12 protein-coding genes are annotated in these 17227 nt (G+C 72.6%); 4 read left to right on the plus strand and 8 right to left on the minus strand.

The window, feature by feature from the left end:
* Positions 1-83: 83 nt before the first annotated feature.
* Genes ACFY8U_RS26340 through ACFY8U_RS26350 form a run of 3 tightly spaced genes read right to left on the minus strand, consistent with a single transcriptional unit; the run spans position 84 to position 3147 of the window.
* Positions 84-1379: an ABC transporter substrate-binding protein gene (locus tag ACFY8U_RS26340; RefSeq protein ID WP_389574310.1), complete on the minus strand. Its 1296-nt coding sequence runs from the start codon at positions 1377-1379 to the stop codon at positions 84-86.
* The gene (locus ACFY8U_RS26345) at positions 1379-2221 is read right to left on the minus strand and encodes a carbohydrate ABC transporter permease (protein ID WP_389574313.1); all 843 of its coding nucleotides are present in this window, start codon (positions 2219-2221) and stop codon (positions 1379-1381) included. The genes ACFY8U_RS26340 and ACFY8U_RS26345 overlap by 1 nt, the downstream gene beginning before the upstream one ends.
* The gene (locus ACFY8U_RS26350; RefSeq protein WP_389575019.1) at positions 2218-3147 is read right to left on the minus strand and encodes a carbohydrate ABC transporter permease; all 930 of its coding nucleotides are present in this window, start codon (positions 3145-3147) and stop codon (positions 2218-2220) included. Before ACFY8U_RS26350 ends, ACFY8U_RS26345 begins: the two co-directional genes overlap by 4 nt.
* A gap of 147 nt (positions 3148-3294) precedes the next feature.
* Between ACFY8U_RS26350 and ACFY8U_RS26355 the strand changes: the two genes are divergently transcribed.
* Positions 3295-4182, plus strand: coding sequence for a phosphotransferase enzyme family protein (locus tag ACFY8U_RS26355; protein WP_389574316.1), 888 nt, complete (start codon positions 3295-3297; stop codon positions 4180-4182).
* 49 nt (positions 4183-4231) lie between these two features.
* Positions 4232-5062 carry an alpha/beta fold hydrolase gene (locus ACFY8U_RS26360; RefSeq protein ID WP_389574319.1) on the plus strand — a complete coding sequence of 277 codons (831 nt, stop codon included), beginning with the start codon at positions 4232-4234 and terminating at the stop codon, positions 5060-5062.
* Positions 5063-5181: 119 nt separating this feature from the next.
* Here the strand turns inward: ACFY8U_RS26360 and ACFY8U_RS26365 are convergent, their stop codons facing one another.
* Both ACFY8U_RS26365 and ACFY8U_RS26370 read right to left on the minus strand, forming a co-directional pair.
* Positions 5182-5904: an exonuclease domain-containing protein gene (locus ACFY8U_RS26365; RefSeq protein WP_389574322.1), complete on the minus strand. Its 723-nt coding sequence runs from the start codon at positions 5902-5904 to the stop codon at positions 5182-5184.
* Positions 5905-5992: 88 nt separating this feature from the next.
* The gene (locus tag ACFY8U_RS26370) at positions 5993-7243 is read right to left on the minus strand and encodes an SAV2148 family HEPN domain-containing protein (protein WP_361602255.1); all 1251 of its coding nucleotides are present in this window, start codon (positions 7241-7243) and stop codon (positions 5993-5995) included.
* A 462-nt stretch (positions 7244-7705) separates the two neighbouring features.
* On the opposite strand from ACFY8U_RS26370, the gene glgX reads away from it, so the two are divergent.
* Positions 7706-9826 carry a glycogen debranching protein GlgX gene (glgX, locus tag ACFY8U_RS26375; RefSeq protein ID WP_389574325.1) on the plus strand — a complete coding sequence of 707 codons (2121 nt, stop codon included), beginning with the start codon at positions 7706-7708 and terminating at the stop codon, positions 9824-9826.
* Between the two features lie 53 nt (positions 9827-9879).
* On the opposite strand, the gene ACFY8U_RS26380 is transcribed toward glgX, so the two are convergent.
* Positions 9880-11115, minus strand: coding sequence for an MFS transporter (locus tag ACFY8U_RS26380; RefSeq protein ID WP_389575021.1), 1236 nt, complete (start codon positions 11113-11115; stop codon positions 9880-9882).
* A 90-nt stretch (positions 11116-11205) separates the two neighbouring features.
* Between ACFY8U_RS26380 and treY the strand changes: the two genes are divergently transcribed.
* Positions 11206-13575, plus strand: a complete 2370-nt coding sequence (treY, locus tag ACFY8U_RS26385; protein ID WP_389574328.1) for a malto-oligosyltrehalose synthase — start codon at positions 11206-11208, stop codon at positions 13573-13575.
* 58 nt (positions 13576-13633) lie between these two features.
* On the opposite strand, the gene ACFY8U_RS26390 is transcribed toward treY, so the two are convergent.
* Together ACFY8U_RS26390 and ACFY8U_RS26395 are read right to left on the minus strand one after the other, a co-directional pair.
* Positions 13634-14800, minus strand: a complete 1167-nt coding sequence (locus ACFY8U_RS26390) for a cytochrome P450 (protein WP_389574331.1) — start codon at positions 14798-14800, stop codon at positions 13634-13636.
* A 102-nt stretch (positions 14801-14902) separates the two neighbouring features.
* Positions 14903-17122, minus strand: a complete 2220-nt coding sequence (locus tag ACFY8U_RS26395; protein WP_389574333.1) for an MMPL family transporter — start codon at positions 17120-17122, stop codon at positions 14903-14905.
* Positions 17123-17227 lie beyond the last annotated feature (105 nt).

The following is a 17227-nucleotide window of genomic DNA, read 5'->3' on the forward strand; positions in this document are numbered from 1 at the left end:
AGACGAGACGTCTCGTCCAGTTCATTGCGTGCGAAGCGCCCCTCACGTGCGAGGGGTGGCTCACTTCACGTGCGCGGGGTGACTCAATCGCGCTGGTAGCGGGCGAGGACGAGGTTGCCGTCCTCCTCCAGACGCTCGCGCAGCTCCGCCGCGTCGATCGCCCCGCTGTAGTACTCCTGGTAGGCCGGGGTGGCCACCTTGTCCTTCCACTCCGGATAGCCCCGGACCGACTGCGCGGGGGCGGAACGCAGATGCGCGGCCACGGCGGCGCCGGTCGCCCACCCGTCCTTCGGGGTGTGGAGCGACGGGTCCGCGAGGGCCGCCGTCCCGGTGGGCAGCATCCAGTCGCCGCGGGCGAGGCGGACCATGTTCGCCGGCTGGAGGAAGAAGTCGAGGAACTGCGCCGCCTCCTTCTTGTGCGGGCTGTCCTCGGCGAGGGAGAGCGTCTGCGGACTGACGCCCTGCGCGAGTCCCTCCGCGCCGGCGGGCGCGGGCAGGACGATCCACTCGAAGCCCTTGGGCGCCTGCTGGGTGATCTGCTGGCGGTAGGAGAACCCGAGCGGCACCATCGCGTACTTGCCGCCGAAGAAGCCCGGCAGGGCGTCGGAGCCGCCGGTGCCGAGCGTCGAACGCGAGGCGCTGAGGTCGGTGTTGACCTGGTCGTGGATGGTGCCGGGCACGATGTCGTCCTGCTCGGTGAACCGGACGGTCACCTTGCCGTCGGGGCCGCGGTGGAAGAGCTGCCCGCCGGCCGAGAGGCCCAGGTTGAGGCTGACCGAGACCGGCTCCTTGAGTGGCCAGGCGACCGCGTACCTCCCCTTGCCCATGGCTGCGGTCAGGTCCTTGGTGATCTGGCGGAACTCCTCCCAGCTCCAGGGATGTTCGGGGGTCGGGAGGCGGACGCCGGAGGACTCGAGGATCTGTTTGTTGGCCATGATCACGCGCGGCTCCTGGAGGAACGGCACGCCGTAGATCCCGTCGCCGAAGGTCGTGGTCTCCCAGCTGCGCGCCGGGATGTCGGCCTTGAGCCGCTCGGGCAGGAGGTCGGTCAGATCGGCCAGATAGCCGCCGTACGCGAAGTCGGCGAGGTCGTCGGAGGCGTCATGGATGATGTCGGGCGCCTCGCCGCCCTCGAAGGAGGTGAGGAGCTGGTCGTGGACGGAGTCCCAGCTGCCCTGGACGTAGTCGACCTGGATGTCGGGGTGGGCGGCGTTCCACTCCGCCACCAGCTCCTTGTTGGCGTCGACGGACTCCTTCTGCCAGGCCAGGGACTGGAAGCGGAGCCGTACGGGTCCGTCGCCGGGCTCGTCCCCCGCCGAGCAGCCGGTCAGGAGCAGCGCGATCGTGGCGGCGGCGGCCGTGAACCTCCGTACACGCATCAGGACTTCACCGCCCCGGCCAGCATCCCGCCCGTGATGCGCTTCTGGATGATCGCGAAGATGACCAGCGAGGGGATCGTGGCGAGGAACGCGGCCGCGGCCAGCGGTCCGAGGTCGGCGACGCCCTCCGCGCCGAGGAAATGGGTGAGGACGACCGGCAAGGTCTGCTTCTCCGGGGTCTTGAGCAGGACGAGCGCGAAGAAGAACTCGTTCCACGCGGTGATGAAGGCGAAGAGCGCGGTGGCGACGATGCCGGGCGCGAGCAGCGGGGCGGTGACCGAGACGAGCGTACGGAGCTTCCCGGCCCCGTCGACGGCCGCGGCCTCCTCCAGCTCGGCCGGCACGGCCCGTACGTACCCGACGAGCATCCACAGCGCGAAGGGCAGCGACCAGACGACGTACACCAGGACGAGGCCGAAGAGGCTGTTGATCAGGTGCAGGTTCTTCAGGACGAGGAAGAGCGGGATGATCACCAGCACGAAGGGGAAGGCCTGGCTGATCACGACCCAGCCGGTGGCGGCCGTGGAGAGCCGGCCGCGGTGCCGGGCCATCACATAGGCCATGGGCGTGGCGATGACTACGGCGATCAGGGCGGCGGCCAGGGCCGCGATCAGGCTGTTCGCGGCGGCCCGGAGCAGCGGCTGCTCGTCGAACGCCTGCCGGAAGTTGGCGAGGGTCGGGTCCTCGGGGATCCAGGTCGGGTGGAGCGAGCCGAGCTCGGTCGCCGGCTTGAAGGCGGTGGAGATCAGCCAGAGGAACGGGAAGGCAAGGAAGACCAGATACGCGAGGAGCGCGAGGTACTGGCCGAACCGTGCCGGTCTGCTGGTACGGAGCGTGCTCACCGGTCCTGGTCCCCCTTCAGCCGGCCGACGAGATAGAGGGCGAGGAGCACGGAGATGACGGCGACCATGACACAGCCCATCGCGGCGGCGTAGCCGAACTGGCCGTAGCGGAAGGCTTCTTCGTAGGCGAAGAGCATGGGGAGCCGGGTGCGGCCGCCGGGTCCGCCGTTGGTCAGCACGTAGACCAGGGCGAAGGAGTTGAAGTTCCAGATGAAGTTGAGGGCCGTGATGGCGAGGGCGACCGGCTTGAGGGCGGGCCAGGTGACGGTACGGAAGCGGCGCCAGGCGCCCGCGCCGTCGAGGGCGGCGGCCTCGTGGAGTTCGTGCGGGGTGTTCTGCAGGCCGGCGAGCAGGGCGACCGTGGTCTGCGGCATTCCGGCCCAGATGCCGACGACGATCACGGCGGGCAGGGCGGTGGCGAGTCCGGTGAGCCAGTCCCGTCCGTCGCCGAGGCCGAGATCCCGGATGGTCTCGTTGAGGATGCCGGCGTCGGGGTTGTAGACGAGCCGCCACATGATGCCGACGACGACCTCGGGCATGGCCCAGGGGATGATCGCGAGCGCCCTGGCCAGCCAGCGGAAGCGGAGGTTCTGGTTGAGCAGCAGCGCGAGGCCGAGGGCGAGCAGGAACTGCGGGACGGTGACGCCGACGGCCCAGAGCAGGCCGATCCGGAAAGAGTCCCAGAACAGCGTGTCGTACAGCAGGTCCTGGAAGTTGAGGGTGCCGACCCACTGGGTGGCCTGGGTGCGGCCGGACTGCGCGTCGGTGAAGGCGAGCGCGATGCCGTAGAGCAGGGGGCCGACGCTGAGGATCAGGATGGGGATGAGGGCGGGCAGCACCAGGAACCAGGCGCCGTGGTCCCGCCCGGCTCCGGGTCTCTTGCCGGCGGCAGCTGTTCCGCCGGGCCGCTTCGTCGCGGTCGCCACACTCACAGATCGACCCCTTTGTGCCTTTTGCCACGCTGCACCGGCCTCCGTCATGGTCCTGACGGGCCGTCGGTCCGTCAAGGCCACCTGCACGGATGCGAGACTTTGGCTGATTCGCACAGGCATCGGGGCAGCTGGGAGAGACGGATGGACGAGGCGCGGGCACGGGAGATCCTGGCCGCCGCGGGGCTGTCGACGAGCGACACGGGCGGCGCCGCGACCGGCGGGCCGGAGCCGCGGCTCCTCGCGCTCGGCGAGAACGCGGTCTTCGCCCTGGGCGAGCTGGTGGTGAAGATCGGCCGGGACGCCGAACTGCTCCCCCGCGCCGAACGGGAGCTGGCCCTCGCGGACTGGCTGGCCGCGACGGACGTACCGGCCGTACGGGCGGCGGAGCCGAAACCCCGGCTGGTCGACGGCCACCCGGTCACCCTCTGGCACCGGCTGCCCGAGGCCGTACGCCCGGCCGAGCCGCGGGACCTGGCGCCCCTGCTGCGGCGGATCCACGCCCTGCCGGAGCCGGACGGCTTCACGCTCCCGCGCCGCGACCTGCTGGGCGGGGTCGAGCGGTGGCTGCGGCTCGCCGGCGACGCCGTCGCCCCGGCCGACGCGGAGTTCCTGCGCGAGCGGCGTGACGCCTTCGCCCCCGCGGCGGCCGCGCTCACCCCGCACCTCACACCGGGCCCGATCCACGGCGACGCCCTCCCCCGGAACGTCCATGTCGGCCCGGACGGGCCGGTCCTGGTGGACCTGGAGACCTTCTCCTCCGATCTGCGCGAACACGATCTGGTGGTGCTCGCCCTCTCCCGTGACCGGTACGGACTCGACCCGGCCGCCCACGACGCCTTCACCGAGGCGTACGGCTGGGACGTACGGAAGTGGGAGGGGTGCGCGGTGCTGCGCGGGGCACGCGAGACGGCAAGCTGCGCCTGGGTCGCCCAGCACGCGCCCACGAACCCCAGGGCGCTGGCCGAATTCGAGCGGCGGGTGGCATCGCTGCGAGAGGGTGATCCCGAGGTGCGGTGGTACCCCTTCTGACCTCAGGGGTCCCGCCACTCGAATTTCCACTCACGATCGGGGTGTTGTGATGCGTGTGGAACTGTCCGAGGTGACGCTCGACGTCGAGGTGAGCGGCCAGGGTCCGGCCGTCCTGCTGGTGCACGGCTTCCCCGACAGCCACCATCTCTGGCGCCACCAGGTGCCGGCCCTGACCGCGGCGGGGTACACCTGCGTCGCTCCCACTCTGCGGGGCTTCGGCGCGTCCGGTCGGCCTGAGGGCGGCGCGGCGGCGTACCACCCGGCCAAGCACGTCGGCGATCTGCTCGAACTCCTCGCCCGGCTGGAGATCGACCGGGTCCATCTCGTCGGTCACGACTGGGGCTCGGGCATGGTCCAGGGGCTCGCCCGGGTCATCCCCGACCGGATGGCGTCCCTGACCATCCTGTCGGTGGGACACGCCGCGTCGATTCTCGGCGCGGGGTGGGAGCAGAAGCAGCGGTCCTGGTACATGCTCCTCTTCCAGCTGGAGGGCGTGGCCGAGGAGTGGCTCCGACGCGACGACTTCGCCAACTTCCGCGAGATGCTGGGCGAGCACCCGGACGCGGAAGCGATCGTCGAGCAGCTGCGGGCGCCGGGCGCGCTCACCGCCGCCCTTAACGTCTACCGGGCGGGCCTGCCCGCCGACGTCCAGTTCGGCCCGGCGCAGCCCGTCCCTCCGCTGCCGGGCCCGGTCATGGGCGTCTGGTCCACCGGCGACCGCTTCCTCACCGAGCAGTCCATGACCGGCACCGGTAAGCACGTGGACGGCACCTGGCGCTACGAGCGCATGGAGGAGGCGGGCCACTGGCTCCAGCTGGACCAGCCGGACCGTGTCAACGCGCTGCTCCTGGACTTCCTGGCGGAGAACCCGATCGGCTGACGGCTCCGGCCGCGGCGACAGGTCCGGGCGGGACGGGAGGCACGGGAGCTCGGGACGGTCTGGACAGGAACTCCGGGCAGGACGGTCGGGGCGGACCCGCCGGGCCGGGGGGCGGTCCGTCAGCCGGCCACCGGCGCGAGCTCACGCAGCGGCCAGGACGGGTCGACGACCGCCTCCGGGGTGCCCTTGCGGCGCAGGAAGTCCTGGAAGTCCTCGGCCCAGGCGCGGTACCAGTCGATCTGACGCTCATGCAGCTCCGCCGGGGTCAGCGCGGCCACCGGCGCGTGCCGCTCGGCTATCGCGACGGCCACCCGTACCGCGGCCAGCGCGTCGGCGGCCGCCTGGTGGGCCGTGTCGAGGACGACGCCGTACTCGGCGCAGACCGCTTCCAGGGTCCGCTTCCCGCGGCGGTAGCGGTCGACGGCCCGGTCGATGGTGTACGGGTCGACGACGGGGCCTATCGGGGCGCCGCCCAGCCGCTCGCTCAGCGAGGGCAGGCCGTGGCGGCGCAGCTCGGCGGAGAGGAGCGTGAGGTCGAACGAGGCGTTGTACGCCACGACCGGGATGCCCTGCGTCCAGTAACCGGTGAGCGTCTCGGCGATCTCGTCGGCCACCTCGACGACCGGCCGGCCCTCGGCGGCCGCCCGCTCGCTGCTGATGCCGTGGATCGCGGACGCCTGCGCCGGGATACGGATCCCGGGGTCGGCGAGCCAGTCCTGCTGCCGCACCACCTGCCCGCCGTGGACGCCGACGACCGAGGCCGTGACGATCCGCGCCTCCAGCGGTTCGGTACCGGTCGTCTCCAGGTCGAATCCGACCAGCGCTTCCCCGTGCCAAGCCATCGGGTCCTCCTTACGTGATCTCCCCCGTGGTGCTGAACACCCTCGCACGAGCCACTGACAACGCCCCTCGGGCTCTGGTCCCAGGCCCTCAGGAGACCGGGCGGGAGTCGAGCCAGACCGACTCGAACTCCTCGCGATATGTAGCGAAAAGTCCGTATTCACCGTCACGCGCGACTTGTCCGGAACGCACCACGTTCCGGCCGCCCCCGCGCAGCACGAGCACCGGCGCCTCCATCCCTCGCGCCTTCCGCAGATACGACTGGACGACGGCGAGCCCGTCCGGGCCGTCCCCGTCCACCAGGTACGCCGTGAAGCGCGGGGTCTCGTCGAAGACATGGATCTGGAAGGCGTCCGGGTCACGGAGCCGGGCCCGCACCCGCCGCATATGGAGGATGTTCATCTCCACCGAACGGCTCAACTCGCCCTTCTTCAGACCGAGTTCCCGCTCACGCCGCTTCACGGCGCTGCTCGCCGGATTCAGGAAGAGCAGGCGTATGCGACAGCCGGACTCGGCGAGCCGCACCAGCCGCCGCCCGGAGAAGTTCTGCACGAGGAGGTTCAGGCCTATGCCCGTGGCGTCGAGGCGGCGGGCCCCGCCGAAGAGATCCTCGGCCGGCAGCTGGCGCTGCAGCCGCACCCGGTCGGGGTGGACGGAGACCACGTCCGCGTACCGGTCGCCCACGAGGTCCTCGACCGCGTCGACCGGCAACCGGTCCGCGGACGGTACGCCCGCGCCGCTGCCGAGGATCTCCAGGAGCCGCGCCGAGGCCCGCTCGGACTGGGCGAGGACGGTCGTCGACAGGGCGCGGTTGCGGGAGACGACGTTACGCGTCACCTCCAGCTCGTCGAGGGCGAGTTCGACCTCGCGCCGGTCGTCGAAGTACGGCTCGAAGCACGGCCAGTGCTGCACCATCAGCTCCCGCAGCTGCGGGAGCGTGAGGAAGCTGAGAACGTTGTCGTCGGCCGGGTCCAGGAGGTAGCCCTTGCGCCGTGAGACCTCGCGGACGGCGACGGCCCGCTGCACCCACTCCTGTCCGGCGGGCCCGGCCGCGGCCACGACCCAGTCGTCGCCGTGCACCGGTTCGTACACCGGCCGCAGCACGGCGGCCACCACCGCACGCAGCCGCTGCTCGACGAGATTCAGCCAGATATAGGCCCGCCCGGCCCGCTGGGCGCGGGTGCGCACCTCGCTCCAGGCCTCGGCGCCCCAGTCGAGCTCCGCCCCGATCTCCATCGGCCTGGCGACGGAGACCGCTCCGGGCGGTACGTCCACGGGGTCGGGCGGGCCCCCCTCGTGACCCGCGTCACCTGGGGGCAGCTCCAGACCTCCCGAGCTCACCCGCGCACCGCCTTCTGCTGTTGGACGCCCGATCCCACCGTCTGTCGACGATCAAGGAAGGGTACTCCCCGAGCGGGAGGCGGTGCAGCAGGATCGGCAGGCTGCTTGCTCAACTCCCCTGAATCCGAGCGCCGTTCCGTGCCACCGCCAAGGCCGGAGTGAGCGGATTCATACCGGTGAGACCCCTGGACGCGAGCGGGAGGCCCGGTCGGCGGACGGCCGCCCGACGCCGGACCCGTCCGGGGCGGTGCAGGGGAACCCCAGGTTGACCTGGGGCGGGCGGGGGTGACGGCCGGGCCGCAAACCCCTGACACGTCACACATCCGAGCGATCTTCGAACGTATTTCCGATGAACGCGCACCCGGCAGGGCGGGGCGAAGTCCTAGGAGGTTGCCCCACTTTCGGGCAGGATCTGGCCGGAGTACACCCCCACACCCGGATCAGAATGGAAGAGTCTTATCTATGCAGGTCTGGCCGGGACAGGCGTATCCCCTGGGCGCCACTTACGACGGCGCCGGAACAAATTTCGCGGTCTTCTCGGAGGCCGCCCACAGGATCGAGCTGTGTCTGATCCATGACGACGGCTCGGAGACGGCGGTGGAGCTGCGCGAGACGGACGCCTTCGTCCGGCACGCCTATCTGCCGGGAGTGATGCCGGGTCAGCGCTACGGCTTCCGTGTCCACGGTCCGTACGCACCGGAACGCGGGCAGCGCTGCAACTCGGCGAAGCTGCTCCTGGACCCCTATGCCCGTGCGGTCTCGGGTTCGATCGAGTGGGGCGAGGCGGTGTACGGCTACCACTTCGGGCGGCCGGACTCCCGCAACGACCTCGACTCGGCGCCGCACACGATGACCTCGGTCGTGGTCAACCCGTACTTCGACTGGGGCGACGACCGGCGCCCACGTACGGACTACCACCGGACGGTGATCTACGAGGCCCATGTGAAGGGCCTGACCATGCTCCACCCGGAGCTGCCGGAGGAGCTGCGCGGGACGTACGCGGGGCTCGCCCACCCGGCGGTAATCGGGCATCTGAAGGAACTGGGTGTCACGGCCCTCGAATTGATGCCGGTGCACCAGTTCGTCAACGACCACCGTCTGGTGGACGCCGGGCTCGCCAACTACTGGGGCTACAACACGATCGGCTTCTTCGCCCCCCACAACGCCTACGCCTCCTGGGGCGACCGGGGCCAGCAGGTCCTGGAGTTCAAGTCGGCGGTACGGGCCCTGCACCAGGCGGGGATCGAGGTCATCCTCGACGTGGTCTACAACCACACCGCGGAGGGCAACCACCTGGGCCCCACGCTCTCCTTCCGGGGCCTGGACAACCCCTCGTACTACCGCCTCGCGAACGACCGGCGGTACTACACGGACACCACAGGCACCGGCAACTCGCTGCTCATGCGCTCCCCGCACGTGCTGCAGCTGATCATGGACAGCCTGCGGTACTGGGTGACGGAGATGCACGTCGACGGCTTCCGCTTCGATCTGGCGGCGACGCTCGCCCGGCAGTTCCACGAGGTGGACCGGCTGTCGTCCTTCTTCGACCTGGTGCAGCAGGACCCGGTGGTCAGCCAGGTGAAGCTGATCGCCGAGCCGTGGGACGTCGGCGAGGGCGGCTACCAGGTGGGGAACTTCCCGCCGCTGTGGACCGAGTGGAACGGCAAGTACCGGGACTGCGTACGGGACTTGTGGCGCGGCGAGCCGCGCACGCTCGCCGAGTTCGCGTCCCGGCTCACCGGCTCGTCCGACCTGTACCAGGACGACGGCCGCCGGCCGCTGGCCTCGGTCAACTTCGTGACCTGCCACGACGGCTTCACGCTGCGCGATCTCGTCAGCTACGACGGCAAGCACAACGAGGCGAACGGGGAGGGCAACCGGGACGGCGAGAGCTACAACCGGTCCTGGAACTGCGGCGCCGAGGGCGACACGGACGACATCGGGATCCGGGAGCTGCGGGCCCGGCAGATGCGGAACTTCCTCGCGACGCTGATGCTCTCGCAGGGTGTGCCGATGCTCAGCCACGGCGACGAGTTCGGCCGGACGCAGGGCGGCAACAACAACGCGTACTGCCAGGACAACGAGGTGTCGTGGGTGCGCTGGCCGGAGCCGGGCGCCTCGGAGGAGGGCACCCTGCTGGAGTTCACCCGGGCGATGGTGCGGCTGCGACGGGACCATCCGGTCTTCCGGCGTCGGCGCTTCTTCCACGGGCGTCCGGTGGAGGGCACGCACGACGAGCTGACCGACATCGCCTGGTTCACGCCGGAGGGCGAGGAGATGACGGCGCGGGACTGGCAGGCGGCGCACGCGCAGGCCCTGTCGGTCTTCCTGAACGGCAACGCGATCTCGGAGCCGGGGCTGCAGGGAGAACGGATCGCGGACGACTCGTTCCTGCTGATGTTCAACGCGTCGGCGCAGGAGCTGGAGTTCGAGGTCCCGATCAACCACGGCGAGAGCTGGCGGGTCGTCGTGGACACCTCCCACCCGGAGGGCATCCCGCCGCAGGAGGGCCCCAAGGTCGCGGCCGGCGAACGGGTGACACTGGCGCCGCTGAGCCTGACGGTACTGAAACGCCCCGCCTAGGCGGCACGAGAGGGTGGCGGGCGGGGGCTTACGGCTCCCGCCCGCCGCCTCTGTCAGGCCTTCACCGCGGCTTCCGCCCCGGCCGGCCGGGCGTCGGCCGCGGGAAGCCGGGTGCGGACCGACCAGGACAGCACCGCGCACAGGACGGCCGCGACGACCGCCACCGCGAAGGCGGCCGGTGCGCCGTGGGTGTCCGCGAGGCGGCCGGAGAGGGCGAGCGCGAGGGCCTGGCCACCGACGATCCCGCTGGTGAGGAAGGCCATCGACTCGGCCAGCCTCGAGGGCGGAACGGTCCGCTCGGTGAGCCCGAACACGGTGATGAGGTGCGGCGCGTAGGCGGCACCGAGGACGATCACGACCGCGTACAGGGCGAGCAGCGAGTCGACGAGGACGAGCGGGCCCGAGAGGACGACGAGTGCGGCGGTGGCGGCCCGCCAGCGGGTCGGCAGGCCGATCCGCGCGGGCACGGCGGCCATCGAGAGGCCGACGGCGGCGCTCATCACGCCCATGGCCGCGTAGACGAGCCCGGCCTGCGCGGGCGCCCCGAGCTTCTCGGTGAGCGCGGTGATACCGGCCTGCGAGGCACCGAACATGGCGCCCTGAAGCACCATCGTGATCCGAAGGGCGTACGCGGACCTCGGCAGCCGCCCCCGTTCGGCGGCGCCCGTACGGGTGGTGACGGCCGTCGCACCACCCTCGGCCGCCCGGGCCGACGGGTGCAGGGCGAACGCCGTGCCGCAGGTCGCGAGGAGGGCCGAGGCCGTCAGGAGCGCCGCCGCCGGGTGGGCGAGGGCGGCGGCGAGGCCCACCAGGGCCGGGCCGAGGACGAAGGACACCTCGTCGAGGGTGCCTTCGAAGGAGAGGACCGTGCCGACCGCGCGGTCGTCGGCGCCGGAGCGCCGGGCCAGGGCGACCGAGCGGGTCCGGGCGAGCGGGCCGATCTGGGGGACGGTCGCGCCGGCGAGCGCGCCGAGGGCGATCAGCCAGCCGGTCGCCGCATGGGCGAGGGCCGCGAGGACCAGCGCGGCGACGGCGACCGCGTTGGCGAGGGACGCCACGAGGACCACTCCGCGCTGTCCGCGCCGGTCGGCGAGCCTGCCGATGACCGGCCCCGCGACCGTCTGCCCCGCCGCGAGCGCGCCGCCCGCGAGACCCGCCGTCGTCAGGGATCCGCTCGTCTCGGCGACCAGGAGCAGGCTGCCGAGCTGACACATGGCGGTGGGCAGCCGCCCCAGGAACGAGAGGACCGGGAGCACCGGTCCGAGGAGGGACAGGGTGTCGCGATACATACGGAGCATCGCCAGAACCTAACGCGATGCACCCGAACGGGCGCATGGGGCGATGACACAGAAGCCTCCGCGCCGGGTACGTACGTTCGCATGACGTCCTCGCTCCCGACCCCGCCCACCGCCCGGACCGTTCCCACCGCCACCTACCGGCTCCAACTCCAGCCGGAGTTCCCCTTCTCGGCCGCCGAGCGGGCCGTCCCGTATCTCGCCGGCCTCGGGGTGTCCCACCTCCACCTCTCCCCCGTCCTGGAGGCCGTGCCCGGCTCGACGCACGGCTACGACGTGACCGACCACCGCACGATCCGGGCCGAGCTGGGCGGCGAGGAGGGGCTGCGGGCCCTCGCCGCGACCGCCCGGGCGCACGGTCTCGGCCTGGTCGTGGACCTGGTGCCCAACCACATGGCCACGTCACCCACGCACAACCACGCGCTGCGCGACGTGCTCCGCGCGGGACCGGAATCGCCCTACGCCCGCTGGTTCGACATCGACTGGGAGGCGGGGGACGGCCGCCTCCTGCTGCCCGTGCTGCCGGCCCGGCTCCCGGACGTACGGGAGCGGATGAGGGTTGCCGACGGAGCGCTGCACCTGGACGACCAGACCTTCCCGCTCCGCGAGGGCACGGAGGGGCTTCCCCTGCCCGAGCTGCTGGACGCGCAGTGGTACCGGCTCGGGTGGTGGCGACTGGCCCGCACGGAGCTCAACTACCGTCGGTTCTTCACCATTTCGGAGCTGATCGGGGTACGGGTCGAGGATCCCGAGGTCTTCGACGCGACGCACGGCACGATCGTCCGGCTGGTCAGGGACGGGGTGATCGAGGGGCTGCGGATCGACCACCCGGACGGCCTCGCCGACCCCGAGGGCTATCTGCGGCGCCTGAGGGAGGCGACGGGCGGCCGCTGCTGGACGGTCGTGGAGAAGATCCTCACCGGCCCCGAGCCGCTGCCTGCCGCCTGGCCGGTGGCGGGGACGACCGGCTACGACGCGCTGCGGTACGTGGACGGCGTCTTCGTGGACGGAGTCGGCGCCGCCGAACTCTCCGATGTGTACCGGGAGTTCGCGGGCCGTGCCGGAGACCGCGGCGGCACCTGGGAGGCGACGGCCCGCCGGGCCGCGTACGAGGTGGTGACGCACGAGCTGGCGGCGGAGACCGCCGCGCTGACCCGGCTCGCCGAGCGGATCTGCGCCGCCGATCCCGCGCTGCGCGACCACGCCCCCTGGGCCCTGACCACCGCGATCCGTGAGCTCCTCGTCCGCGTCCCGGTCTACCGCTTCTACCGCGAGGGAGACGAGTCGGTGCTGACCCCGGAAGCCGCCCGGGGCGCGACGGCAGCCTTCGCGGTACCGGAGGAGGCCACGGCCGTCGACACCGTACGCGGCCTGGCGCTGGGGCGGTACGGCGAGGGCCCCGAACACCGGGCGTTCCGGGCGAGGTTCGCGCAGACCTCGTCGGCGCTGCGCGCCAAGTCCGTGGAGGACACCGCCTTCTACCGCTACACGCCTCTCCTGTCGGCGAACGAGGTGGGCGGCGACCCCGGGCGGCCGGCGATCGGGATCGAGGAGTTCCACGCGTACTGTCTCCGGCTCTCCCGGGACTGGCCCGCGACCGGGACCGTCCTGTCCACGCACGACACCAAGCGCAGCGCGGACCTCCGCGCCGGTATCGCGGTCCTCTCCCAATGCCCGTCCGTGTGGCGGGATCTGCTGGAGGAGGTGGCCGGCGTGCCCGCGCCGGACCCGCACCTGGCATGGACGGCGTGGCAGACCGCGTTCGGCTTCGGCACGCCGGACCCGGAGCGGCTCGGTCCCGCTGTCCTGAAGTCCGTACGGGAGGCGGGGCTGCAGACGAGCTGGACCGAGCCCGATCCGGCGTACGAGCGGGCGGTGACCGAGTTCGTGGCCGCCGGACCCGGCCGGATTCCGCTCCGGGCGGCCTCGGAGGCGGCCTTCGCCCTGGAGCCGCACATCCGGGCTCAGCAACTGGGCGCCACGCTGGTCCAGTTGACGATGCCTGGGGTGCCGGAGCTCTACCAGGGGACCGAGCGGGAGTACCGGGCGTTGGTCGACCCGGACAACCGGAGGCCCTTCACGGTCGGCGAGGACGACGACAAGACGGCGGTGGTCCGCGCGGCGCTCGCGCTGCGGCGGCTGCACCCCGAGGCCTTCGCCGCGCCCGATTCGTACACCCCGCTGACCGTGACCGGGGCCGCGGCGCCGCACTGCCTGGCCTTCGCCCGCGGCGAGGGCGCGTCGGCGGAGGCGGTGACGGCAGTCACGCGACTGCCGCTGCGGCTGGCGGAGGCGGGCGGCTGGCAGGACACGGAGCTGATCCTGCCGCCCGGCACCTGGTTCGATCTCCTCGACGGTGTACGGCAGTTCGCGGGCGGGGCGGTGAAGCCGGCGGAGCTCTTCGACGCCCGTCCGGTGGCGCTGCTCGGCCGCCGGCCGGCACGGGAGGGGTGAAGGGGGCGGATCGGGGCGCAGCCGCCGGGGCGGGCGCACGGGGGTGTACGGGGTGCGCTCAGCCCCCGGGGCGTACGAGAAGGCTCCGCGGGGCGCGGGTGATCAGGCCGGTCCGCTCGGGCCGGAAGCCGTGGGCGAGCCGCAGCCGGGGCATGGCGTCGAAGAGTGCCCGCACGGCGTACTCGGCCTCGAACTCGGCGAGGAGGACGGCGGGGCAGGCGCCGCTGCCGTAGCTGAGCTGGCCGGGGTCGTCGCGCAGCGGGTCGTAGCGGTCGGGGTCCCGGAAGCGCTCGGGGTCCCGGCAGGCGGCCCCGATCAGCAGGGCGACGGGCTCCCCCGCCGGGATCGTGCCGCCGCTGACGCGCACCTCGGCGGCGGTGCGGCGGACGGCGATCTGCACGGGCGGGTCGTGGCGCAGCGACTCGGTCCAGGCGCGGGCGATCTGCTCCGAGGGCGCGTCGCGGAGCGCGGCCGCGCGCTCCGGGTCGGCGAGGACGTGGGCGAGGAAGGAGGCGAGGGCCTTCTCCCGTACCGAGATCTGGCTGGTGCACTGGCCGGCGAGCGCGGAGGCGGCGCGGCCGCGGACCAGGCGCATCATGTCCCGGTAGGGCACGCCCACGGCGGCGGCGACGGTGCCTGCGGGCAGCCAGTGGCAGAAGTCCGCGACCAGGTCCGCGTTGGGCCGGTCGGCGATCCGGCGGGCGAGGACATGGGCGGTGCGCGCGGTGACGCTGCGCAGCTCGGCCACGTCGACGTCGACGTGCGTCTGGGCGCAGGGCGGGTCGCCGGGCCGGTGGCCGTGGGTGAACCGGGCGTCCGTGAGGGCGGTGGCGACGTCGGCGTACCGGCTCAGGACCCAGGCGCGCAGCAGCGGGTCGAACGTGAGCGGGAACTCCTCGCGCAGGACCCGGTGGACGCGGTACGGGTCCCGGGTGGCGCCGGGGTCGAGAGGGCTGGGCGCGACGGTCCGGCTCCGCGTCGGCCCGGCGGGGGGCGCGGCGGCGGAAGCTGCGCCCCGGACACGCCCGTCCGCCGCCCGGACGCGCCCGGCGGACCGCGCCGCCGGGGAGGCGGACGCGGCCGCGGACGCGGCTGCGGAGGTGGAGGCGGGGGTGGAGGCGGGGGTGGTGGCACCGGCTCGGGCGCGCGAGGAGGGCCCCGGCTCCATGGGCGGCAGGTCCGCCCAGCCGTCCTTCCGTATCCACGGCTTCGACTCGTCGCGCATCGCGCCCCCTGTCGGTCCAGCGTGTGTGCGTCTCCCCACCCCACCACCGGCGACGGCCACCCGCAGCCCGCATACCGCCGAACGGGTGAAGCCGACCGTCATTCAGACGAGGACCTTCCCCTCGGCCACCGCGCCGGACCGCAGCCCCGGCGCCGGCGCCCCGGTCGGCCGGTCCGGCCACCACGCGCGGTCGCCCAGGAGCGCCATCGCCGACGGGAGGATCACCGCGCGCAGCACGATCGCGTCGAAGAGCACCGCGACCGTCAGACCCACCGCGATCTGCTTCATCTCGATGCGGTCGATGAAGAGGAAGCTGACGAAGACCGATACCATGATCACCGCCGCGCTCGTCACCACGCTCGCCGAGCCGGCGATCCCGTCGACCACCGCCTCCCTGGTCGGCACCCCCCGCCGTACGGCCTCACGGATCCGGCTGACCACGAAGATCTGGTAGTCCGTGGAGAGCCCCACCAGGATCGCGAACACCATCAGCGGCGTACGGGAGCCGACGAAGCCCAGCGACTCGAAGCCCAACAGGCCCTCCGCCCAGGCCCCCTGGAAGACCAGGGTGAGGACGCCCCACGCGACCAGCACGGCGGCCAGGTTGAGAACCGTGCCGAGCGCCGCCATCACCACCGAGCGGAACGCGGCGTACATGATCGCCAGGGTGGCGAGCGAGACGAAGAGGATCACCCACGGGAGCCGCTGTTCCTGGTGCGCCGCGTAGTCGGCGCCGGCCGCGATCTCGCCGGACACGGCCCATTGGAGCCCCGGCGTGCCGACGACGGCGGCGGGCAGCAGACGTCCGCGGACCTGTGCCAGCGAGCGGGCGGCCTCGGGCGAGTTCGCCGCGTGGGGGACGGGCAGCACGAGCAGCGCCGTCCGTCCGTCTTCCGCGACCCGTACCACCGGCGCCCTGTCCTGCGCGAAGAGCGCGTCGCCGCGCGTCGTTCCGGCCAGCTTCCGCAGGGGCGCGGCCGGGTCCTCACCCCGTACGAGCACGAGATGCGCGGGTCCCTCGGACGGGAAGGCCGTCACGAGGCGGTCGTACGCGGCGACGGCCGGGATGCTGTCGGGGAACGTCTCCTTGCCCTCGGTGCCGAGCCGCATGCCGAGCGCGGGCGCGGCCAGCGCGACGGTCGCGGCGACGCCGGCAAGGAGCGCCACGAGAGGGCGGCGTACGACCGGGCGGAGCAGCGCGGCCCACACGCGCCCCTCGCCGCCCTCGCGACGGCGGCGGGCGAGCCGGCCGCCGTCCGTCCGGTGGCCGAGCTTGGCGAGCAGAGCCGGCAGGACGGTCAGCGAACCGCCGACCGCCACCAGCGTGACGAGGATCGCGCCCGTGGCGATCGACGAGAAGATCACGTCCCCGACGAGGTACAGACCGGCGACGGAGAGGGCGACGGCGAACCCGGAGTCGACGACCGCACGGCCCGAGGTCGCGGCGGCCAGTTCGACGGCGCGGGCGTGCGAGATCGTGCCGCCGGACCGATCCCGCTCCTCGCGGGCCCGCTTGAGGTAGAAGAGCGAGTAGTCGACGCCGACCGCCATGCCCATCATGAAGATGACGCTGAGCGCCGCGCCGCCCGCGTCCGGGAAGATCCAGGAGGCGAGACCGTACAGGCCGACCGCGCCCGCGAAGGAGAAGAGGGCGAGCAGGACGGGGATTCCGGCGGCGAGGACCGCGCCGAAGACGACGAAGAGGATGAGGAAGGTGACCGGGAGGCTGATCATCTCGGTCCGCTGGAGATCCTGGCCCTGCTTGTCGTTGACCGCGACGGAGATGGAGGCGCTGCCGGTCTGTTCGATCGTCAGACCGGGGTGGGCCCGCCGGACCTCGGCGGTCTGGGCGAGGAGCGTCTCGACGTCCTTCTTCGCGGTCTCCCGGTCGCCGCGCAAGGTGACCGCCACCCGCACCGCGAGGCCGCCGGACGAGGTCGCCGGGGCGTCGACCTTCTCGACGGCCGGGAGCGTCTCCATCCGCCGGCGGATCTCCTCGGCCGCGACCGAGGGTTCGTCGCCGGACGTCCGGGCCGTGCGCTCGATCAGTACCTGCTCGACCGGCGGCGGCGTCAGTCCGCTGCCCGAGGCCATGGCCTCCGCCCGCCCCGCCTCACCGATCCAGAAGTCGGCGAACGAGCCCTTGTTGGTGCCGGCGGCCGCCCCGGCCCCGATGCACACGACGACAAGGAGCACCCAGCCGGCGATCGCCTTCCACGGATGCGTCGCACACCATCGCGCCGTACGGACCGTGACCGGAGCCCTGCCCGGGGAGACCATGGACCCCGGGGGCGTCGGGGGCTGCTGACCTGTTCTTCTCATGGCGATCAGCCTCCCGTCGGAGGCGCCACGCGGTCACTGGTGGACTCCGGTGGACGGTCGGGGGGTTATCCCCACCCGTAGGGGGCGTCCCCCATGAATCCGGGG

Origin of the sequence: Streptomyces sp. NPDC012508 (genome assembly GCF_042902595.1) — a bacterium.
Taxonomy (GTDB): Bacteria; Actinomycetota; Actinomycetes; order Streptomycetales; family Streptomycetaceae; genus Streptomyces.